This is a genomic window from Oscillospiraceae bacterium (assembly GCA_015065085.1).
Classification (GTDB): Bacteria; Bacillota; Clostridia; order Oscillospirales; family SIG627; genus SIG627.
On record SVQW01000004.1, the window covers coordinates 39,599 to 60,361 of the forward strand.

General features: G+C 42.1%; 19 protein-coding genes. 8 read left to right on the forward strand and 11 right to left on the reverse strand.

Going from position 1 to position 20,763, the window contains the following annotated elements; genetic code table 11:
* Positions 1–28 precede the first annotated feature (28 nt).
* Positions 29–1,453, forward strand: coding sequence for a type I glutamate--ammonia ligase (gene glnA, locus E7588_04570; GenBank protein ID MBE6688537.1), 1,425 nt, complete (start codon positions 29–31; stop codon positions 1,451–1,453).
* A gap of 50 nt (positions 1,454–1,503) precedes the next feature.
* The gene (locus E7588_04575; protein MBE6688538.1) at positions 1,504–2,067 is read left to right on the forward strand and encodes an HAD family hydrolase; all 564 of its coding nucleotides are present in this window, start codon (positions 1,504–1,506) and stop codon (positions 2,065–2,067) included.
* Positions 2,068–2,090: 23 nt separating this feature from the next.
* On the opposite strand, the gene E7588_04580 is transcribed toward E7588_04575, so the two are convergent.
* Together E7588_04580 and E7588_04585 are read right to left on the reverse strand one after the other, a co-directional pair.
* A complete protein-coding gene (locus E7588_04580; GenBank protein MBE6688539.1) occupies positions 2,091–3,647 on the reverse strand; it encodes an ATPase in 1,557 nt (518 codons plus the stop codon).
* 17 nt (positions 3,648–3,664) lie between these two features.
* Positions 3,665–4,717 carry a DUF2961 domain-containing protein gene (locus E7588_04585; protein MBE6688540.1) on the reverse strand — a complete coding sequence of 351 codons (1,053 nt, stop codon included), beginning with the start codon at positions 4,715–4,717 and terminating at the stop codon, positions 3,665–3,667.
* Positions 4,718–4,850: 133 nt separating this feature from the next.
* On the opposite strand from E7588_04585, the gene E7588_04590 reads away from it, so the two are divergent.
* Positions 4,851–5,033 (forward strand): hypothetical protein, encoded by a 183-nt coding sequence (locus E7588_04590; protein MBE6688541.1) that lies wholly within the window; start codon positions 4,851–4,853, stop codon positions 5,031–5,033.
* Positions 5,034–5,119: 86 nt separating this feature from the next.
* Positions 5,120–5,722 (forward strand): helix-turn-helix transcriptional regulator, encoded by a 603-nt coding sequence (locus tag E7588_04595; GenBank protein ID MBE6688542.1) that lies wholly within the window; start codon positions 5,120–5,122, stop codon positions 5,720–5,722.
* A gap of 395 nt (positions 5,723–6,117) precedes the next feature.
* Here E7588_04595 and E7588_04600 read toward each other — a convergent pair whose 3' ends face one another.
* The 5 genes from E7588_04600 to E7588_04620 form a co-directional block, all read right to left on the reverse strand.
* Positions 6,118–6,744, reverse strand: a complete 627-nt coding sequence (locus E7588_04600) for a hypothetical protein (GenBank protein ID MBE6688543.1) — start codon at positions 6,742–6,744, stop codon at positions 6,118–6,120.
* Between the two features lie 25 nt (positions 6,745–6,769).
* Entirely contained in the window at positions 6,770–7,396 is a 627-nt protein-coding gene (locus E7588_04605) for an SGNH/GDSL hydrolase family protein (GenBank protein MBE6688544.1), read from the reverse strand.
* Between the two features lies 1 nt (position 7,397).
* Positions 7,398–8,096, reverse strand: a complete 699-nt coding sequence (locus tag E7588_04610; protein ID MBE6688545.1) for a tRNA threonylcarbamoyladenosine dehydratase — start codon at positions 8,094–8,096, stop codon at positions 7,398–7,400.
* Entirely contained in the window at positions 8,093–9,361 is a 1,269-nt protein-coding gene (locus tag E7588_04615) for an adenylosuccinate synthase (protein MBE6688546.1), read from the reverse strand. The genes E7588_04610 and E7588_04615 overlap by 4 nt, the downstream gene beginning before the upstream one ends.
* 135 nt (positions 9,362–9,496) lie before the next feature.
* Positions 9,497–11,575, reverse strand: a complete 2,079-nt coding sequence (locus E7588_04620; protein MBE6688547.1) for a hypothetical protein — start codon at positions 11,573–11,575, stop codon at positions 9,497–9,499.
* On the opposite strand from E7588_04620, the gene E7588_04625 reads away from it, so the two are divergent.
* On the forward strand, positions 11,410–13,566 hold the full coding sequence (locus tag E7588_04625; GenBank protein MBE6688548.1) for a hypothetical protein: 2,157 nt from the start codon (positions 11,410–11,412) through the stop codon (positions 13,564–13,566). The genes E7588_04620 and E7588_04625 overlap by 166 nt on opposite strands.
* A 53-nt stretch (positions 13,567–13,619) precedes the next feature.
* On the opposite strand, the gene E7588_04630 is transcribed toward E7588_04625, so the two are convergent.
* From E7588_04630 to E7588_04645, 4 genes are read right to left on the reverse strand one after another with little or no spacing between them, the layout of a single operon-like run.
* Positions 13,620–14,672, reverse strand: a complete 1,053-nt coding sequence (locus tag E7588_04630) for a spermidine/putrescine ABC transporter substrate-binding protein (protein ID MBE6688549.1) — start codon at positions 14,670–14,672, stop codon at positions 13,620–13,622.
* A gap of 26 nt (positions 14,673–14,698) precedes the next feature.
* Positions 14,699–15,511, reverse strand: coding sequence for an ABC transporter permease (locus tag E7588_04635; GenBank protein ID MBE6688550.1), 813 nt, complete (start codon positions 15,509–15,511; stop codon positions 14,699–14,701).
* Positions 15,508–16,464 (reverse strand): ABC transporter permease, encoded by a 957-nt coding sequence (locus E7588_04640; protein MBE6688551.1) that lies wholly within the window; start codon positions 16,462–16,464, stop codon positions 15,508–15,510. Before E7588_04640 ends, E7588_04635 begins: the two co-directional genes overlap by 4 nt.
* On the reverse strand, positions 16,427–17,533 hold the full coding sequence (locus tag E7588_04645; GenBank protein MBE6688552.1) for an ABC transporter ATP-binding protein: 1,107 nt from the start codon (positions 17,531–17,533) through the stop codon (positions 16,427–16,429). The genes E7588_04640 and E7588_04645 overlap by 38 nt, the downstream gene beginning before the upstream one ends.
* 436 nt (positions 17,534–17,969) lie before the next feature.
* On the opposite strand from E7588_04645, the gene E7588_04650 reads away from it, so the two are divergent.
* From E7588_04650 to E7588_04660, 3 genes are read left to right on the forward strand one after another with little or no spacing between them, the layout of a single operon-like run.
* Positions 17,970–18,278 carry a hypothetical protein gene (locus E7588_04650; protein ID MBE6688553.1) on the forward strand — a complete coding sequence of 103 codons (309 nt, stop codon included), beginning with the start codon at positions 17,970–17,972 and terminating at the stop codon, positions 18,276–18,278.
* Positions 18,279–18,312: 34 nt separating this feature from the next.
* Complete coding sequence (locus E7588_04655) at positions 18,313–20,268, forward strand: V-type ATP synthase subunit I (GenBank protein ID MBE6688554.1); 1,956 nt, start codon at positions 18,313–18,315, stop codon at positions 20,266–20,268.
* On the forward strand, positions 20,269–20,760 hold the full coding sequence (locus E7588_04660; protein MBE6688555.1) for a V-type ATP synthase subunit K: 492 nt from the start codon (positions 20,269–20,271) through the stop codon (positions 20,758–20,760).
* Positions 20,761–20,763 lie beyond the last annotated feature (3 nt).

Here is a 20,763-nt window from a genome sequence, read left to right on the forward strand (position 1 = left end):
ATTAATTTAATTTCAGGGGTGTATTAAAATGGCAAAAAGCATTCAGGATATTCTCAATATTATCGAAGAAAACGACATAAGAATGGTAGACTTCAAGATGGTTGACATCAACGGTCAGTACCGTCACGTTACCATTCCCGCAGAAAACTTTTCTGAAGACACTATGAAAAGCGGTATCGGCTTTGACGCATCCAACTACGGTTATGCCGTTGTTGAAAAGAGCGACATGGTATTCATTCCCGACCCCGACACCGCGGTAATTGATCCCTTCTGTCAGATTCCCACTCTCTCCATGACCGGTAATGCAATGATTATCGACGCAAAGGAAAACCGTCCTCTGGCTCAGTACCCTAGAAACATAGTTCTTGCTGCAGAAAAATACATGCAGGATTCCGGAATTGCAGACACAATGATGATTCTTCCCGAATTTGAGTTCTATCTTTTCGATCAGGTAGGCTGGGAAGTTCAGCCCAACAGCATCGGCGTTTCCATGGATACTCAGCAGTCCTACTGGAACAGCGCTACCGAGGGTCGTGGCTGTGTCGTTGCAAAGCAGAAGGCTTACCACATTGCAAAGCCATTTGACGCAGCTTACGAGTGCCGCAGCGAAATGTGCATGCACATGAAGGATGCAGGTATCGAAATCAACTATCATCATCCCGAGGTTGCCGCTTCCGGACAGTTTGAAATTGAGCCTCAGCTGGGTCAGATGTCCAAAATGGCAGACGCAACCATGATGATTAAGTATATCATCCACAATACCGCTATGCAGTACGGCAAAACCGCAACCTTTATGCCCAAGCCGATTTATGGCGAAGCGGGAAGCGGAATGCACGTTCATATGCTTCTCATGAAAGACGGTAAGCCCGTTTTCTCGGATGACAACGGTTATGCACGTCTTAGCGAAACCGCGCACTACTTCATGGGCGGACTTCTGAAGCACATTGCTTCTCTTTGCGCTCTCACCAACCCCAGCACCAACTCCTTCAAGAGACTTGTTCCCGGCTTCGAAGCGCCCGTTACCGTTGGTTATGCAACTTCCAACAGAAGTGCGGTAATACGTATTCCCGCATACGCAAAGAGCCCCGAGAAGCGCCGTTTCGAGCTTCGTAACCCAGATGCCACCTGCAATCCTTACTTCTGTTATGCAGCTATTCTTATGGCAGGACTTGATGGTGTTAAAAACAAGATTGACCCTCATGCAAACGGTTGGGGCCCTTACGATGTTAACCTTTACCACCTCAGTGATGAAGAAAAAGCAAAGCTTCACCATCTGCCCACATCTCTTGATCAGGCACTGGATGCACTGGAGGCGGATAACGATTATCTCACCGCAGGCGGTGTGTTCCCCAAGGAGCTTCTTGACAATTTCATCAAGGCTAAGCGCGAGGAGTGCCGTCAGCTCGCCGCTATTCCCCACCCTGCAGAATTCGATAAATACTATAATCTTTAATTTATTATTAAAGGGCAGGTTTAAACCTGCCCTTTAAGTTATGGTGTATAATGAGAGTTTTTGATTTCGACAACACAATTTACGACGGAGAAAGCGTTATTGATTTTTATATTTTCAGCATTAAGTATAATCCGCGTGTTATAAAATATGCTTTCATTGTGTTTTACAATGCGCTGAAGTACAAGCTTGGTAAAACCACCATGGAAAGTCTGGAAAAGGTGATCTCGCGTTATGCCGAGGGTTATCTCACATCACTCCCGGACATAAATTCCATTGTAAAGGCCTTCTGGGATAAAAACATGAAAAAAATCAAGCCCTGGTACAAGCCGCAAAGTGACGATGTCATTCTCACGGCATCATTTAATGTGACGATGGACGAAGCTTTCAGACGTCTGGGACTTGAAAAGTCTGTATGCTCGGTGTTTGATATGGACACCATGAAAACGGTATACCTCAATTTCAGCGATAACAAGCCCGCCAGATTCCGACAGCTTTTCGGGGAAAACGTCTTTCCGGACGAGTTTTATACCGACAGTGAATTTGACACTCCCATGATAGACATTTCAAAAAGTGCTTATGTAGTAAAGAAAAACAAAATAACAAGAATAAAATAACAGATTACGTATGCCGAGTGTTCTCAGGAACACCCGGCATATGATTTGTATAGTTCAAAAAAACTGTTAAAACCTTCGACTGATTTGGGGTCGGGCAACAAAACTGTTTTTTCAATGTTTCCAAAAACTTTTGCATCAAGCCAATCTCCAAGTGAGTGATTTTCACTTTTTATCATATAGGCAGCGAGCAAAGCCATACCCCAGGCACCGCCTTCTCCCGATGTTCCAGAAACAGAGACAGCGGTATTGAGTGCGTTGGCAAGAATTTGCTGAGCTACTCCTTTAACTTTAAAGAGTCCGCCATGAGCATTGAAGCAATCTGCAGAAATATTTTCATTTTCAACAAGTATATCCATACCTATTTTTAACACTGCAACCGTAGCATATAGCTGTGAACGGAAGAAGTTTGCCAAATTCATTTTGCTCTGAGGCATACGTAAATACATGGGAAATCCGTTTTTTATGCCGGCAACAGGTTCACTTGCAAGGAAATTGTATGATATTACCCCACCGCAGTCAGAATCTCCCGATAACGTATTTTCATACAGCAGTTTATAAATTTTTGATTTATCAATTTCCGCACCAATCATCAGTGCAAACTCTCCAAATATTTTCACCCATACATCAATCTCGGAACAGCCGTTGTTGCTATGCACCATTGCAACGGGAAACGCATCGGGCGTTGTTACAACATCAATTTTCTCGTACTTGCCTTTTAGCTGTTTTTCCAATACAAGCATTGAAAATACAGATGTCCCGGCGGAAATATTACCGGTTTTGGGTTTTACACTGTTGGTTGCAACCATACCCGTTCCGGCATCGCCTTCGGGAGGGCAAACCGGTATACCGGCTGATAATTTTCCGGAAATATCGAGGAAATCTGCTCCGGATTGTATCAGCATTGCGCCTGCTTCGCCACAAACCTTCACTTTGGGAAGAATATCGCGTATATTCCATGTCAAATCGTACTTGCTTATTAAACGTTCAAATTTATCAAGCATTTCCGGATTATACTCATTGCCGAGAATCGGAAACATTCCCGAAGCTTCGCAAACGCCTACTTCCCATCTGCCGGTCAGCAAATAGTGAATATATCCCGACAACGTGGTAATATGTGCAATTCGATTTACATGCTCTTCTCCATTTAAAATTGCCTGATACAGATGAGCGATACTCCAACGCTGCGGAATATTAAAATTGAATAAATCTGTAAGTTCTGACGCCGCCTTTTCTGTTGTTGTATTTCTCCATGTTCTGAAAGGAACAAGAAGCTTATCTTCATCATCAAACGCAAGATAACCATGCATCATTCCCGAAATACCTATACCACCCATCTTTGTCAGGTTGATATTATATTTCTCCAGAACATCTTTGCACAAAGAAGCATAGCTCTCTTTTGTCCCTTTAAAAATTTCATCTATGGAATACGTCCAATAACCGTTTTCAAACTTGTTTTCCCACTCATAACAGCCACTGGCTATCGGCATATAACTGTCATCAATCAAACAGGATTTTATTCTGGTCGATCCAAGCTCTATACCAAGAAATGTATATCCTTGTGCTATTTTTTCCTTGATCATATATTACAATCCTTTAATTATATAATTTCAAGTTCATCTGTCGAAGGAAATTTGGGGAAATTTTTACATATGCTATCCTGATACCAGAATGCCACAGATGATATATCATCCTGCAAAGGAAGGAAGCGCGGTCCGTTTCTCCAACCCAATGCCTGTATGGTTACTTTTATATCTTTTTTGAAGTAGATAGGGTCAGTTATATGCCATCTGTAAAGAGAAAATCTCTGCTGAGAGCTGTAAAGGCCGTCAGGTCTTATTATTTTTGAAAGACCGGAGTAAGGCGTACAGAATTCTTGATATTTTCCGCCGATATCGAAATTCCACGACCCACAGAAATAATCCTCAGTGCCGGTTCCGCAGATAGTCGGGTATTCTTTGTCGCCGTCAAGGTAGAATTTTATTTCACCTTCACCCCACCAACCGGTATTGTTTACGCCCCAGAACATATATGTTCCTACGTAATGGCCGTTTCCTTCAACATTGTCAAGAATTGTATAACATTCTTTATACGGCAAAGGATTTGTTCTTCTGAATTGAGCATGAAAATAGCCGTGTCCTTCGGGAATATTTCCTACAAGATAATCAATCTGGTAATAAGCCACAGCATCTTCAAAATTAAGATTTTCAAGTGTTATTCTGCATTTTTTGTAAAAAGGCATATCCCAGTAACAATTAAAAGCTCTTTTGGGATTTACACATACCGGCAAGGATGTAAGCTGTGCATAATTCTGGTATTCTGCAGAAGCAAAAAAATCCCCAAGCGGTACTTCCACAGATGGAGTGTCGCTTCCGTCCCAGTACATTCTGATAATAAGCATTCTGTTTTTTGGGCAACTGTCGGTAATCCATATGTGCTTTATAATGCCGGAGCCATCTATATTTGCCAACTCAACTGTTTTACCTGCGGGTACTACAACAGAGGGAGATATTTTCCATCCTTTCCCCAGATCTTTTGCATAACGCTCTGCTGTTCCATGTTCTGCCATTCCGCCTTTGCCTTTTTCACCGGTAAAGTTTTCGGCAGAAATTGACCTTGTTTCAAAGTTTTGCATTTTTGATAAACACATCATTTTAGTATTCCTCCTTGAAATTATACTGTGATTATAGTATAATATAGCATAGTCACCAATAAAATTAAATAGCATTTCGTGTCAATAAATTTATCATTTATTGACGTGATGTTGTTCAGAAGGAGTCAAATATATGAATAAAAACGAATTTTCTCCATATATAAGAGTTGCGGTGCACTCTACCATTATTGCCCCATTTACTATAAACGACAGGGTGATATTTGATTACGAGATAATTCTGGTAGCTGACGGTAAGTGTAAAATTACCGTAGATAATATAGAATATCTGTGCAAAAAAATGATGTTGTATTTTTGAGACCCGGTATTCGCCATAAATTTGAGTGTGTTGATAACATTGATTTCGTGCAGCCTCATATTCATTTTGACGTATCATACAGTGATATGAGTGACAAAAGATTCGTATCCTTTAAGTCAAAAGAAAAAATGTCAGATGAAGAACTTTTGCTGATTCAAAAAGATGTTTTCGAAGATATACCTATTCCAAATGTATTTACGCCGTTTGACCACAGTAATTTTCAAAATATTTTTTTTGAAATCATTGAGATTTTTGAAAAGAAGGATTACAATTATGAGTTATTATACAAAGCCAAAATGCTGGAGCTTCTTAACTGCATTTTGGCACAGTTTGACCACAATTCAACAAACAAATATAACACAACCGACAATCCTGTTGTAATGGTTAAAAACTATATAGACAGCAACTACGCATCTGTTATAACATTAAATTCTCTTTCAAAGCAGTTTTATATTAATAAATACACTTTGCTGAGGGGGTTTAAGTCTAAGTACGGAAAAAGCATTATTTCATATTATCATGACAAGAGAATTGAATATATTAAAAAAACTTTAAAGACAACCAAGGTTACGATATCCGCTTTATCCGAGCATCTGAATTTTTCAAGCATTTATTCCTTTAGCAGGTTTTTTAAAAAATACACAGGATGTTCTCCGACAGATTGGCGGAATAATCATTTTGTTAATTGAAGTATATCCTCGCCCGCTATAGCCGAAAAGATGTGTATCATTTCCGGCGATTTTAAGCTATAGCCGAAAAGAGCCGAACTCATGTCGGTTTCGAGGACGATTTTCGCCCCTTTCGGCGTTATTTTTTCTTGTAATATGTATATATAACTGCGCAAAAATGCCTTGAAAGAAACAAAAATCGTTCCTTGAAACTTCCCTCGAACCGAGGAAAGATAATTTTCGAGCAGAAATGCATTCTGCGCACAAAGATGTATTTATGCCGGAAAGAAATTTTCTCGGCGGCATTAGTTCGACTCTTTTCGGCTATTACAATCCTTATACGACAAAAACCCGAGACAAAAAATTTTGTCTCGGGTTTAAAACTATTTTCAAAAACGGTGTTATTATTTTTTCGTTTACTGTTCTTTAATTTTTATGAGCAGGTCGGCATAAGGGAGTTTATCGATGTAGTCACAGAAAACGTGCCATTCGTCCAGCTTGTGCAAGCGGCGGGAATAATAAATATTTATGAGATTTTCATAGTTAAGCGTACAGGTACGCATCTGGTTATAGCTGGAGGGAAGAAGCTGAATAAGGTCGTACCAATCCGCCTTGTCCTTGGTTTCCAAGTAACGTTGACGTACCTGTTCCATTTCTCCTACATAATTCTCAAATATTTTAAGAGAGTTTTCAGTCAGCTTATCACATGAAAAATCGCTCAGTTCAAAGGGCTTTGAATGAATTTTATGCATTGTGCTTGTGGAATTGGCAACAGTGGCAACCTTATATGTATCATACTCTTTCCACCAGTAAAGAGGCGCGGTGATGTCCATGCTCACAAAAATCTGGCGCAAGAATTTTCGATGGTCGGCACTGCCCGCATGGCACAGCTTTGTTGCAAGCTTGATGTCGTTTTCACCCAGTACATAGTTACCCTTGTCGTCATAATAACTATCCATTCTGTCCCAGCTGTTCATGGGATTGCGAGCTCCGCGAATGGCGTTCTCAAGGTTCATTACAGAGATTCTTTCGATTTTTAACATAACATCACCCCGTTTATAATAATTATCAGTTTCTTTCTTTTATGAATTCGGCAATAAATTCAGCCTGTTTTTCCTCTACTTCGGGGAAATAATGAACGTGGTCTCTTACCGCTTTTGTGCCGAATTCCTTGGTAAAGCCGTAAAGATCAATAACTAATATGCCGTTTTCGCCCATAACCTTGTGTGCCGTACTATTATACTTTTCTATATCGTTGGGACGGCGGACAAAATCGACATTTGAAATAATATGTTGCGAGGAATTGTGTATTTCGTCGTACACGGGAGTCGAATTGACGAAATATACGGTTTTGCATGAGGCTTTAAGAATCGCACAAATTCTTCTTAGATTCATTTCATATTCATCAATTTCAACCTGTATTTTTTCTGTCATCCAGTTGTATTTAATATCATGAAGACCGCAGTTAAAAACAGCAATATCAAAATTCAGTCTTTCGTGCAGACTTTCGTCCTTGAGGTACGACAGCAACATACGGCTGTCTCCGCAGTTTGCTCCCACGGGATAGTTAAGATTCTTTGCCGCTTCCTCTTCGCCGTCTTTAGCGAAAATTTCGTAATCATTGCCAAGATATTTATCAAGTGTTTTACGATAACCGATAGATATACTATCGCCTAACGAAAGAAGTCTTTTCATTTTATTTATCCTTAAATATAATATCTTTAATAACCTCTCCTGCGCATATAAAGCCTGCAACGGGCGGCACGAAAGACATACTGCCCACAACCTTATTCCCGTCGGTGATTCCAGAGGGTTTGACAGGCTCGTGCGGAGAATATACAACCTTAAGACTGTCTATCCCGCGCTTTTTCAGTTCACGCCTCATAACCCGTGCTAACGGGCAGTAGGAAGTTTTTTTAATATCGGCAACTTCAAAGCCGGTTGCATCCAGCTTATTTGCCGTTCCCATACAGCTTATAACGGGAATACCGAGCTTTTTGCATTGCTCGATTATAATCAGCTTTGCACTTACCATATCAATGGCATCCACCACATAATCCACATCAGAAAAATCAAACTGTTCCTCGGAGGTATAGAAAAACGGGTATTTTTCTACAATGCAATTTGGATTTATGTCTTTCAAGCGGGCATAAGCCGCATCGGTTTTAAGCATACCGACAGTGGAGTGAGTTGCGATAAGCTGACGGTTTATGTTTGTAATATTTACAGTATCGCCGTCAATTATACTCAGTTTTCCCACGCCTCCGCGGCAAAGCGCTTCAATTACAGAAGCACCCACGCCGCCAATTCCGAAGACGGCGACGTGGATACCATTCAGCTTTTCGAGTGCTTCACTGCCTGTAAGCAGGGAAATGCGGGAAAATTGTTCATTCATCTTTCGATGTACTGTTCTCTGTCGGGACCTACACCAATCATTGATACCTTGCATCCTATAAGCTTTTCAACAGTCAGAATGTAGTTCTGAGCAGCCTTGGGAAGTTCTTCGAATTTACGGCATGCCGTAACATCCTCATCCCAACCCTCAAGCTCGGTATAGATAGGCTTGCAATCCGCCAGTTCATCAATGGTAGCGGGGAAATCGGTAATGATTTCGCCGTTCTTTTCATAGCTGTTGCACACCTTGAGTGTTCCGACACCGGTGAGAGTGTCCAGCTTATTTATGCAGATATCGGTAAGACCGTTGAGTCTCACTGCAAGACGGAGAATAAGAAGGTCAAGCCATCCGCAACGGCGGGGACGTCCGGTTGTAGTTCCGAACTCATGACCAAGTTCTCTTATCTTATCGCCGGTAGCATCAAACAGCTCTGTGGGGAAAGGTCCTTTACCCACACGTGTTGTATATGCCTTGGCAACGCCGAAGCAGGTATCTATAAGAGTGGGACCGATGCCGCAGCCTACGCACACACCACCGGATGTAGGGTGAGATGATGTGACATAGGGATAGCTTCCCATGTCAATATCGAGAAGAGCACCCTGTGCGCCCTCAAAAAGTACCTGTTTGTTTTCTTTGATTGCGTTATAGGTAAGAACAGAAACATCCGCAACAAAGGGACGGAGCTGCTCAGCGTATTCGCTGTATTCCTGTGCAATTTTTTCTGCACAGAAGGCTTCACCGCCGTATACCTTTTCTATTATGGCGTTTTTAATTTTAAGAACGCCCTTGAGCTTTTCGGTAAGCGTTTCTTTATCAAGAAGATCGCATATTCTCAAGCCGCTTCTTTCCACCTTATCGGTATAGCAGGGGCCGATACCGCGTTTTGTGGTACCTATATCCTCTTTGCCGCGTGCTTTTTCCTGCAGCTCGTCCAGTGCAAGATGATACGGCATGATAACATGCGCGCGTTTATCAATGCGCAGATTTTCAACGGTGACACCCTGAGCCTTGAGCTGTGCAATTTCTTCAAGAAGTGCCTTGGGGTCGATAACCACACCGTTTGCAATGTAGCACATTGTGTTTTTGTAAAGTATACCGGAAGGAACAAGGTGAAGCTTATAAACATTACCGCCTCTTACAACGGTATGGCCTGCGTTGTTACCGCCCTGTGTTCTTACAACAACATCAGCGCGCTCTGCCATTATGTCTATTATTTTGCCTTTTCCTTCGTCGCCCCACTGGGAGCCTGTGATGATAGAAACCATAAATATATACCTTCTTTACATCTGAATTTTCTTAACATTACTATTATACAATATAATTCGACAAAAGTAAATACCAAAATTAAAAATTTACAACATTACAAGTCATCTGTTTTTGCAAAAACCGAACGTAAAATATCACTCGGAGAAATTACCGCCGCTCACACGGTCATATGACAGTATTTTAAGCACCTTTGTTCCCTCGGAAGCTATAACGGGGGAATACACGGGGCAGGCATCCATCTGTGAAAGTATCGCCTGGTAAAAGCTGTCGTCAATTCCAACTTCCCGGGCAATAACACACGGCAGATAGTAGGATGAAACAAGCGGAAGCTCGTTAAAATCAATACCCGCATTATTCCAGATAAGATATTTCTGCTTGTAAAGCCCCTCGCAGTTTTCATCGCTTATGCCCAAGCGCTTGTACAGATTTTCAGCATCCGAGAAGAAAGGATAATGGTCGCCCACATAAAGAACCACCGTAGGTTCATCAAGCTGTTTTATGCCTTCTATGAAGTTGTACAAGGCTTGCGTACTGTTTTTTATTCCTTCAAAGTAGTTTGCTTCTTCCTGTGCACCGTCTCCGTACGGCATATGATTCTGCATGGTAGTTATATGGATATAATCCGCACTGTCAGTATATTCCATACGTGTCAACGCATCATTAAATACGGATTCGTCACTCACAAAATTGTGATAATACCCTACACTTTCTATTCCCTCGCTCTTTTCCATACGCAAAAGCTCGGGAGTAAGGTAAACCGACATATCCTCTTCAAAAACCAGGGCATCAAATCCAAAACCGCTGTAATAGTCAATACGTTCGTAAAAATCAGCGCTGAAAGGATGCATATATGCCGTGGAATAACCGTTATCACGGTAAAGCGACGGAATGCTGGCATATTCTTCGCCCTTATCAAAAAGGGAAAGCGGAACACTGGGATTCCCCTGCGCTTCCATAGGCAGTCCAAACAAAAGCTCAAACTCACTCTTTACCGTTCCGCCGCCAAAAGTAGGAACAACGCACATACCCGACATACTTTCGGAAAGCAATTCATCAAACACATCGTATGTACCCTCCGGAATCGTTTCGGTAACCGAATATGTGCTGAGAAAATCACGAAAATCGGCAAACGACTCGCTCATGATCGTAATGACATTGATTTTCGGCGTGCCAACATCCTTTTCATTTTCCGCGCCATTGTCCTGTATAATGGCTTCAACAACCTCTTCGCTGTACTCCTGAGGACGGGAGGGCTTGGAATTTATCATCTGATTGACGTTGACCGCCAGATTGGCAGTAAGAAGGTTTTGGGCGAATCTTTCGTTATCCTGAAAAGTATTTTTGGTATAATCGCAATCAACGCCCGATGCCGTGCAGATAACACCGAAGCAGGGTGTTATTATCATTACACTCATTACAAGAATCACACCCAAAAATGCCGCAATCCTTACGGGTTTAGTAAGCGGCATCTTTTGATCGAAGTACCACATTGCAACAATATACAACGCCAAAAAAAGCCCTATCGCCACAAGCATGCCGTTGAACTTAAGGTCAGCAAAAAGCGCCACATCCGATATGTTTTGGGTCAGTGCAAGATCAGAGAGCAAAAAATGTGATCCGCTTATATTGAATTTATAGTATTCGATACCGGAAAACGTAAAGAAAACTATTGAACAGATAAGTGCACCCAGCCACAGCTTTTTCAGCAGCATTGACAGAGAAACAAAAATCATTCCTATGAGAAATATATCAAATATAAACACACCGGGGTTATGTACAACAAATGACCAAGCACCGGAAAAACTCTGTATATGACCCATTTCAATGACAAATGCAAGAAGTACAGGAAAAAGCACTCCGATTATGACATCAGCCCACAGCGGAAGTTGTATTCTCTTTATCTTTATCGTTTTCACCGTCCTTTCACAATGCTTATTTATTATATCAAAAATAGTAACAAATGTCAACAATAAATTGTCCGCAAGCAATATTGACAAAACTCGAAAAAAGTGATATATTAAACTCATAACACAAAAAGGAGCACGAAATGAAACAAAAAGTAATTTTATTTGCCGCATGTTTGTGTGTATTTCTCTCATCCGGCGTTTTTGCCGGAGAGGACTACATGAAATATTTCTGGGCGTACACCTCTGCCATGTCGGGCGGAAATCCATCTGAAATATGTGCCTCGGTTGATGCTTTGGATGCTGCATTGCCGGATCCGTCAAACGCAGACGAATACAATAAGCTCATCTGGGCAGTTCAGACTGCCGCCTCAGAATACGAAAAAGCCGGCAACTACGACAAGGCACTTTATTACTATCAAAAATTTGTTGACTATGCCGCATGGCTTCAGGAAAACGACGGTCAAAATCATGCCGAAAACATCAAGCTTTCAAAAGCGGTGATAAACCATCTCACATTACAGCCGGAAATATATATTGCAACCAAAAACCCTGCAGATGCAGTTTATTACGGCACGAAAAACGAGCCGCATTACGGTGTTTTCAATGGTACCTGTGACGGCTTTAATCCGGAAAGTGAAAATGCACATTTATTGTATGTACGCTTTTTTGACGAAACTGTTGAATCATTCTTCTACATGCTTCCCGACACCCCGTCATATCTGTTGGTAGCATGGAATGTTCCCAACGAAAACAAGGCTGACCTTGACCGCATAAACAGCGGCACAAGTGATGAATATATAATCGAAAACCTTAAATACATAAACACGCTCCCCCACAAGGTGCTCATACGCTTCGGCGCTGAAATAAACTGCTGGGATATGCCTGCCGACAAGGCACAGCGTGATGAGTACATCCAAAGCTTCAAATCGGCTTTCATACGCATTTCAAAGCTGGCAAAGAAATATGCACCTGATGCGGCGATGGTTTATTCTCCCAACGACGTTTCAAACATGTATGTTACCGCAGAGGATTTTTATCCGGGAGATGAATATGTCGACTGGGTTGGAATGTCCACCTATTCGGTGTTGGACTCCAATGCCTCAAATCTACCCGCTGACAGAGTAGATGCATACTATTTCAGAGGGCTTTACGATAATCCTATTGTAAAAATAAGAAGTATTGTCAATTCTTTCGGTGACCGCAAGCCCATACTTATCAGTGAATGCGGTTTTGCTTATTCAAGCGAAGACGGTCAGACACACGAGCATGCCATGCGCAAGATGAAGGAATTTTATACTTACGTCAACATGGTTTATCCGCAGATCAAGGGTATTCTTTATTTCAATGCAGATTACGAACGTAAGTTTAAATTGGACAACACACCCGATGTGTCAGAGGTTTACCGCGAAAGCTTAAAATCGAATATCGGAATCCAAGCAATGCTCAGCAACACCTCCGAAGGATATGCGCGTTTTTCATCATTTGAGGGCAAAAAACAACCCATCGAGCTGTACGCTTATGCAATGTACCCCTCGGATAAAGCGATTTCCGTAAGCTACACTTTGGACGGACAGCCTCTTCAAAGTCAACCCGAGATCCCATATAAAGCTACAATGGATACCGGTTTGCTCAACGATGGAAAGCATGTTCTTACGTTGACCGTAACCTGCGGTGATTTTGTAAAAACACGCGACTATATCTTTTACACAGAGGGCGACACACTGACGCAAACAGCCCCCGAGCCTCTCCCGTTCCCCGACGTAACACAGAATGACTGGTTTTACAACGACATTAAAATTGCTTACAGAAACAAGCTTATCAACGGTAAAAACGGAATTTATGCCCCCTACGAAAAAATGACCTATGCCGAAGCCGTAAAGCTTGCCGCCTGCATGCATCAGCTTTATCATGAAAAAGCCGTGACACTTACTAACGGACATAACAACTGGTATGACAGCTACGACGAATACGCTGTAAAAAACAGTATTGTTCCTCAAAGCATCTCAGGTAAAGCAGACGTATTCATAAACCGAAAGGCATTTGTGAGTATTTTCCACGAAGCATTGCCCTGCGAGGAATACATAGAGATAAACAACGTTGAAAGCAACGATATTCCGGATGTACAATACAACGCGGATGACTTTGAATGCCTGTGTATATATGATTTTTACCGTGCGGGAATTCTCACCGGCTCTGACGGCGGATATTTCCACCCGGACGACAGCATTCTGCGTTGCGAGGTTGCCGCAATACTTACAAGAATGTTCGAAAGAACTGCAAGAAAAAAGATTGGTTAAATATAAAAATCACCTGTTTTCATTGAGAAAACAGGTGATTTTTATACTTTATCTCATTTCATCAATATGTCGCTCCACAGACGGTTCATATACTCAATGGTCTCATTGGGGAGGTGTCTGAGGGATTGAGTGTTTGCGGCAACATCCTCGGAGGGATAGGTTATTTCATCCTCGAAGAGAGAATACTCGGGGTTTTCAACGACGGTTTTATTGGGAGATGCGTAATAAATATATTCCGCATTTGCCAATGCCACATCACTTTCGAGCAGGAAATTGATGTATTTTTCCGCGTTTTCCTTATTACGTGCGTTGGTCAGAACACAAGCGGAATCCACAAATCTGTTGGTTCCCTCCTTGGGATAAACAATAGCAAGATCGGGGTTGTTTTCGGACATGGTGAAATAGTCTCCGGCATAGTAGGGTGCCAGAACTGCCTCACCCGTTTCCATCTTATTGAACACTTCATCCATTACATACATCTGAAGAACAGGCTTCTGCTCGGCAAGCTTTATAGCTGCCGCGTCCCAGTCCGCCTTATCGGTGGTATTCAAATCCTGACCTAAAAGGAACTGTGCGATAGCAAAAGCATCACGGGGATTTTTAAAGTTGAGAATCTTGCCTGCGTACTTTTCATCCCACAGTATTTCCCAGCTGTCGGGAGTTTCGGTAACATACTTGGTATTGTAGATAAGTCCCACCATACCTACGTTGTAGGGTACGGAGTACTCATTGTTGGGATCAAAGGGAAGATTTTTGTATTCATCGGAAATATTAACGTAGTTGGGGATATTATCGAAATTAAGCTTTTGAACAAGGCCCTCTGCAATAAGACGCTCTATCATATAATCCGACGGAATAACAACGTCGTACTGTGCTCCGCCACCTTTTATCTTGGCGTACATATCTTCGTTGGAGGTGAAGTTGTCGTATACAACCTTGATTCCGGTTCGTTTGGTAAACTCTTCATTTACGTCCATGGAACCGTCAAGACCTGTGGAAATATACTCGCCCCAGTTAAAAACATATACGGTAGGCTGATCTGAACCGCAGGAAGAGAAAATGGGAATAACAAGAAGCACAAGCAATAAAACAGCTATTTTTTTCATTTTTTTGAACCTTTCACATTATCAATTTAGAATTTTTTGTTTTCACGCTCGCGTTTTTCACTGCGTGACTGAAGTAAATTTATGACCACAAGCAATACCAGCACCACTACAAATATAATGGTGGAAAGTGCGTTTATAGACGGACGCACACGCTTCTTAGTCATTGAATAAATAAGTATTGGAAGCGTCTGGAAGTTACTTCCGTTTACAAAATAGCTTATGACAAAATCATCCAGTGAAAGAGTAAACGCCATCATCATACCGGTAAGAACACCGGGTGCGATAAAGGGAAACACAACTTTGGTGAATGCCTGAAGAGGTGTACAGCCCAAATCAAGCGCCGCTTCTGTCAGCTTGGGATCCATCTGACGAAGCTTGGGAAGTATAGAAAGCACAACATACGGTAAATTGAATGTAATATGTGCTACAAGAAGGCTTCCGAAGCCCAGCATTCCGTTTCCTGCCACCATTCTTCCGACAAATACAAAAAGCAGCATCATGGAAATACCGGTAACAATATCTGGGTTCATCATGGGAATGTTGGTAAGCATCATGGTAGAACCTTTAAGCCATCCGTTTCTCATACTGTTTATGCCAACCGCCGCCGCAGTTCCCAGAATTGTGGAGATTATGGAAGAAAGAACTGCAAGTATAAGTGTGTTTTTAAGTGCTGAAAGCACCTCGTCGTTGTCGAAAAGCTCTGCATACCAACGGAAGGAAAAGCCTTCCATAAGGCCGGTACTGTTTATACCGTTGAAGGAAAATACCGCCATAACAATTATTGGGGCGTACAGGAACAAAAATACTATTATCATGTATATACGGGAGAATGTTTTCATACGATAATACCTCCCCCGCCATCATCATCGGAAAACCGATTCATTATTGCCATACAGATAAATATAAGCACCATAAGGACAAGCGAAATTGCCGCACCAACATTATAGTTTGTTTCGGTCAGGAAGGTGCGTTCAATAACGTCTCCGATAAGCTCATTGGTTCCGCCGCCAAGCTTCTGTGAAATATAGAATGTACTCACCGAAGGTACGAACACCATGGTTATACCCGACACAACGCCTCCCATGCTTAAGGGAAGTATTACCTTTGCAAACACTTTGAATCGGTTACAGCCAAGATCCTGTGCCGCCTCGATAAGACTGTTATCCATTTTGGACATTACGGAATAAATGGGAAGTATCATATACGGCAAAAAGTTATACACCATACCAAGTATGACCGCAAAAGGTGTGTTTATCATATGGATAACGGGAATTCCCAGCTTTGTAAGGGCTGTGTTGATTATTCCCGTATCCTCCAGCAGCTTCATAAGCGCATACGTGCGGAGAATAAAATTCATCCACATCGGAAGCATAAGAAGCGTAATAATGACATTCTGTCGGTTTTCTGCCTTCTGTGATATAAAATACGCCAGAGGGTATGCTATCACAAGACATATAACAGTAGCCACAACACCATACCACATAGAACGCCAAAAAATCTTGATAAAATCCAGTCGTATGAATGTGCCGGTTTGGATTACATTAGTAACCTCACCCTCCATACCGACAAGAGTTTTGACATTATTAAGCGTAAAATGCCCTGAGGGATCGGTAAAAGCATAATAAACTACAAAAATCAACGGAATAAGCGTAAAAAGCACCATCCACAAAAGATACGGAGATGAGATGCCGAAAGCACGGGCATCCTGCTTGCGGCGACGCTTTTTCTCAACCGGCGAAGCCTTTACCGCAGGTTCAAACTTTTTCACTTTCCGTTTCACCTCCGTTTTCATCGAAGGAATTTTTCAAAACGGAATATTCCGATTTTTTCATGATATGTATATCTTCGGGAGTTATCTCCATACCGATAACCGATTCGGGTTCTGCGGCTTTTGTGGAATGAATCATCCACTTCACACCCGAAACATTAACTATCATTTCGTAATGAACACCTTTGAATGTGGTGGTCTCCACAACGCCTGTCATGATATTATCACTTTTTTCTCTGATTTTAATATCCTCCGGGCGAACAACCACGTCAACCGGCTCATTGGGCTCAAAGCCGCTGTCAACGCACTCGTACTCTCTGCCCATGAAGGACACACATCTGTCCTTTATCATGATACCGTCAACTATATTGCTCTCACCTATGAAGCGGGCAACAAAGGCGTTTTTGGGCTCATTATATATATCCTGAGGCGAACCTATCTGCTGAATTGTTCCCTTATCCATTACCACAACGGTGTCCGACATTGTCAAAGCCTCTTCCTGGTCGTGGGTTACGTATACAAAGGTAATATTCAGCTGTTGCTGCATCTTTTTAAGTTCAATCTGCATTTCCTTGCGCAGTTTAAGGTCAAGAGCTCCCAAGGGCTCATCCAGAAGCAATACACGCGGATAATTCACAACCGCACGCGCTATGGCAACACGCTGTTGCTGACCGCCCGAAAGCTGTGTGATTTTACGCTTCTGATAACCTGCAAGATCCACAAAATCAAGCGCAGAAAAAACCCTGCTGGATATTTCTTCTTTCGGGATTTTATTAATGCGCAGACCGAATGCGATATTATCATATACATTCAAGTTCGGGAAAAGCGCATAACGCTGAAAAACAGTATTCACCTGACGTTTATACGCAGGTAAATCATTGATTTTCGCTCCGTCAAAATAAACATCGCCTTCATCCGGCTCGGCAAAACCGCCTATTATACGAAGTGTAGTGGTTTTTCCGCAGCCCGAAGGACCAAGCAGAGTCACAAATTCCTTATCTTTAATATCGAGATTGATGCCTTTCAATACAGGTTCACCATCATAATTGACAACTATATTTTTAAGCTCAATTATGTTGCGAGTTTCGGACATCTATCTACCCCCAATCCGTTCATTTAAAATTACTGTAAAACACAGTCTTGCAAAGGACATATTTTACGTGATATATAATAGATTATTTTTCACTAAAAGTCAATAGTTTTATAAAAAATTAAATATAATTTTTATTTTATTTCCGCAAAGCACGGCAGCGGTAAATATATCATAATTGCACTCGTTCACAAAAACGCATACATTCGTTGTGAATTGGAATATTAATTAACAACAGCGTTTTCACGACTTTGCATATCTTTTGTTACAATTATTCATTTTTTACACGTTTTTTACCCTAAAATCGCTTTTTTGGAGGCAAAAATGTGAATTTTTGAAGTATCTATTTGCAATTTCATCAAAACAACTTGCAAATTCATTCCATATATGGTATAATGTAAAATGATAAATTTATAACAATCTCATCGGGAGGTAATCAATGTCTGTTTTTGCCGTAAACGAAATCAGAAAAGCGGAGGAAGAGGCGCGCAAAATAAAAGAAGCTGCCGCTTCCCAAAGCAAAACCATACTTTCGGATGCCGTTTCGGACGGCGAAGAATTTCTCAAAAGAGCGTTAAATGCATCCGCACAAAAAGCCGGTGAAATAATGGCGGATTGCAATAATAAAATCAAGAACATTTCCGATCTCTCGCAAAAGTCCGTATCACAAAAAGTACAGGACTTAAAAAACACCACCAAAGATAAAATCCCCGAGGCGGTAAAATATATTATTGAAAGCATTATCTGACACTGCCTGTACGGATTGGAGTTGATAAACTTAGATGGCAATACTCAAAATGAAAAAGCTGTCTCTGATTGTTCCGCGTGAGGATACATCAAAGGTAATAAAAGAACTGATGTGGCTTCAATGCGTGGAAATAATTCAGCAGGAACCTGACGGACAGCTGAGTGCCCCTCCTCCGGACGAGGGTGCCTCATACACAGTGCGCCGCATGGACAAGCTCAAAACGGCGTTGGATACAATAGGAAAATACAGAAGCAAAAAAGGTCTTTTTTCTGCAGGAGAGGAAATTACCCGCAACCGGTTTGAAGATATAGGACAAAAAGCGGACGAAATATACGATTCGGCAAATAAAGTGCTTGACGTAAAAGACAAAACCGCAAAAACAAAAAATGAGATTAACACGCTGTATTCCTATATTTATCAACTTGAGCCGTGGAAAAATCACGATTTACGTCTTGATACGGTGCATACAGCTTCAGCGGAAATACTACGTGGCACGCTACCTCTTTCGTACCCGCTCGAAAAGCTGACCGAGCTTGAGGATTCAGACTTGTTTTTCGCAGAACAGGTCAGCCGTGACCGTGAACAGCAATATATTGTTGTCTACCATTTAAAGAAGGACATTGAAAAGGTAAATAACATTCTTAATTCGTCCGGGTTTGCAAAAACAGTGTTTCCCGTTACCGACGGAACGGCAGTTGAAATTTCAGACAGAATTGAAAAGAGAATTTCAGCTCTGAAAACAGAGCTTGAAGCTATGGACAGCCGTTTAAAAGAGCTTGCCGCACACGCAGAGGATTTTGAAAAGCTTTACGACTATGAAAATTCTCATCTGAATATTTACACTACTGCCGACCATTCGCTTTCAACTGCTTCCACCTCCGTCATCAGCGGATGGATACCCGAGGAAAGTGTTGAAAAATTTAAAAAGGCGCTCGAAAAATACACCTGTTATTATGAGCTTGATGACCCTTCCGAGGACGAAAAACCCCCGGTGGAACTGAAAAACGGAAAATTCGCCTCAGCTTTCGAGGGGCTGATAGGTCTTTACTCCTATCCTGATTATTACGGTTATGACCCATTGAAATACATGTCGGTATTTTACTGCATAATTTTCGGTATGATGCTGGCGGACTTTGTATACGGTGTTCTTCTTACGGTGGGATGCCTTGCCGCTATCAAGCTCATGAAACCGGGAAAGTCTATGAAAGCATTCCTTACAATGTTTGCCTGGAGCGGTGTTTCGACAGCCATCGCAGGGCTTTTGTTCGGAAGCATAATGGGTGATTTACCCTCTTCATTCTCGACCAACATGCTGGGGGGTCCTGCCATAAACACAGCTATCTGGTTTGACCCGACAAAAAATCCCATGGCGCTTTTGTATGTTTCGTTTGCTCTGGGCGGTATACATCTGCTGTGGGGTATGGGCCTCAAAGCGTATATGCTGTTCAGGAACGGCAAATGGGTGGATGCGGTATGTGATATTTTCACGTGGTATCTGTTATTTGCGGGTATAGGAGTATTCGCCGCAGGTGCACTGCTTTCAATACCTATTGTTTTCGAGGCAGGAAAATGGATGACTATACTTGGTGTTGCTTCCATTATACTGACCCAAGGCAGAGCGGAAAAGAACATAATCATGAAGCTTCTCAAGGGGATTATGGGGCTTTATGACATAGTAAATTACGTTTCCGACCTGTTGTCATACTCGCGCATACTGGCTCTGGGTCTTGCCACTGCGGTGGTTTCCAGCGTTATAAACATTATGGCGACCCTTGCGGGACCGTCAGTTATAGGCTTTATAATGTTTGTCCTTATACTGGCGCTCGGTCACGCACTGAACATTGCTCTCAATGTACTGGGAAGCTTTGTTCACGCAAGCAGACTGCAGTATATTGAATTTTTCGGCAAATTCTACGAAGACGGAGGAAAACATTTTTCTCCCCTCAGCGTAGGTGCAAAATACACAAGAATTAATACGGAGGAAAACTAAATGAACTTTTTTGAACAATTTTTAACAGGAACGAACCTGGCAATTCTCGGTGCGGCGCTCGCTGCGCTTATGGGCGGTATGGGCTCTGCAAAAGGTGTCGGTCTCGTGGGTGAAGCTTCCGCCGGCGTTATCACCGAGGATCCTTCCAAATTCGGTAAAGCACTGCTTCTGCAGGCACTTCCCGGCACACAGGGAATTTATGGACTTATAACCGCTTTTATGGTTATCTTCAATCTCGGAATTCTCAGCGGTACTCCCGCACAGCTTACGGTAGTTCAGGGCGGATATTATCTGTTTGCATGCCTTCCCATCGCGTTTGTCGGATATTTTTCCGCCATAAAGCAGGGTAAGGTTGCCGTTGCGGGCGTTCACATACTGGCGAAGCGTCCCGATGAATTTCTCAAGGGCGTTATCTCTTCCGCACTGGTTGAAACATATGCCATTTTCGCACTGCTTGTATCTCTGCTTCTTATCATGTTCGCACCCAAATAAACC

Bases quoted from the DNA above. Each gene is read 5' to 3' on its own strand.
- E7588_04575 (MBE6688538.1), top strand. From the start codon at position 1,504: ATGAGAGTTTTTGATTTCGACAACACAATTTACGACGGAGAAAGCGTT.
- E7588_04650 (MBE6688553.1), top strand. From the start codon at position 17,970: ATGTCTGTTTTTGCCGTAAACGAAATCAGAAAAGCGGAGGAAGAGGCG.
- E7588_04585 (MBE6688540.1), bottom strand. From the start codon at position 4,717: ATGATGTGTTTATCAAAAATGCAAAACTTTGAAACAAGGTCAATTTCT.
- E7588_04655 (MBE6688554.1), top strand. From the start codon at position 18,313: ATGGCAATACTCAAAATGAAAAAGCTGTCTCTGATTGTTCCGCGTGAG.
- E7588_04590 (MBE6688541.1), top strand. From the start codon at position 4,851: ATGAATAAAAACGAATTTTCTCCATATATAAGAGTTGCGGTGCACTCT.
- glnA (MBE6688537.1), top strand. From the start codon at position 29: ATGGCAAAAAGCATTCAGGATATTCTCAATATTATCGAAGAAAACGAC.
- E7588_04610 (MBE6688545.1), bottom strand. From the start codon at position 8,096: ATGAATGAACAATTTTCCCGCATTTCCCTGCTTACAGGCAGTGAAGCA.
- E7588_04630 (MBE6688549.1), bottom strand. From the start codon at position 14,672: ATGAAAAAAATAGCTGTTTTATTGCTTGTGCTTCTTGTTATTCCCATT.
- E7588_04595 (MBE6688542.1), top strand. From the start codon at position 5,120: ATGAGTGACAAAAGATTCGTATCCTTTAAGTCAAAAGAAAAAATGTCA.
- E7588_04615 (MBE6688546.1), bottom strand. From the start codon at position 9,361: ATGGTTTCTATCATCACAGGCTCCCAGTGGGGCGACGAAGGAAAAGGC.
- E7588_04600 (MBE6688543.1), bottom strand. From the start codon at position 6,744: ATGTTAAAAATCGAAAGAATCTCTGTAATGAACCTTGAGAACGCCATT.
- E7588_04640 (MBE6688551.1), bottom strand. From the start codon at position 16,464: ATGAAAACGGAGGTGAAACGGAAAGTGAAAAAGTTTGAACCTGCGGTA.
- E7588_04645 (MBE6688552.1), bottom strand. From the start codon at position 17,533: ATGTCCGAAACTCGCAACATAATTGAGCTTAAAAATATAGTTGTCAAT.
- E7588_04660 (MBE6688555.1), top strand. From the start codon at position 20,269: ATGAACTTTTTTGAACAATTTTTAACAGGAACGAACCTGGCAATTCTC.
- E7588_04625 (MBE6688548.1), top strand. From the start codon at position 11,410: ATGAAACAAAAAGTAATTTTATTTGCCGCATGTTTGTGTGTATTTCTC.
- E7588_04620 (MBE6688547.1), bottom strand. From the start codon at position 11,575: ATGCAGCATCCAAAGCATCAACCGAGGCACATATTTCAGATGGATTTC.
- E7588_04635 (MBE6688550.1), bottom strand. From the start codon at position 15,511: ATGAAAACATTCTCCCGTATATACATGATAATAGTATTTTTGTTCCTG.
- E7588_04605 (MBE6688544.1), bottom strand. From the start codon at position 7,396: ATGAAAAGACTTCTTTCGTTAGGCGATAGTATATCTATCGGTTATCGT.
- E7588_04580 (MBE6688539.1), bottom strand. From the start codon at position 3,647: ATGATCAAGGAAAAAATAGCACAAGGATATACATTTCTTGGTATAGAG.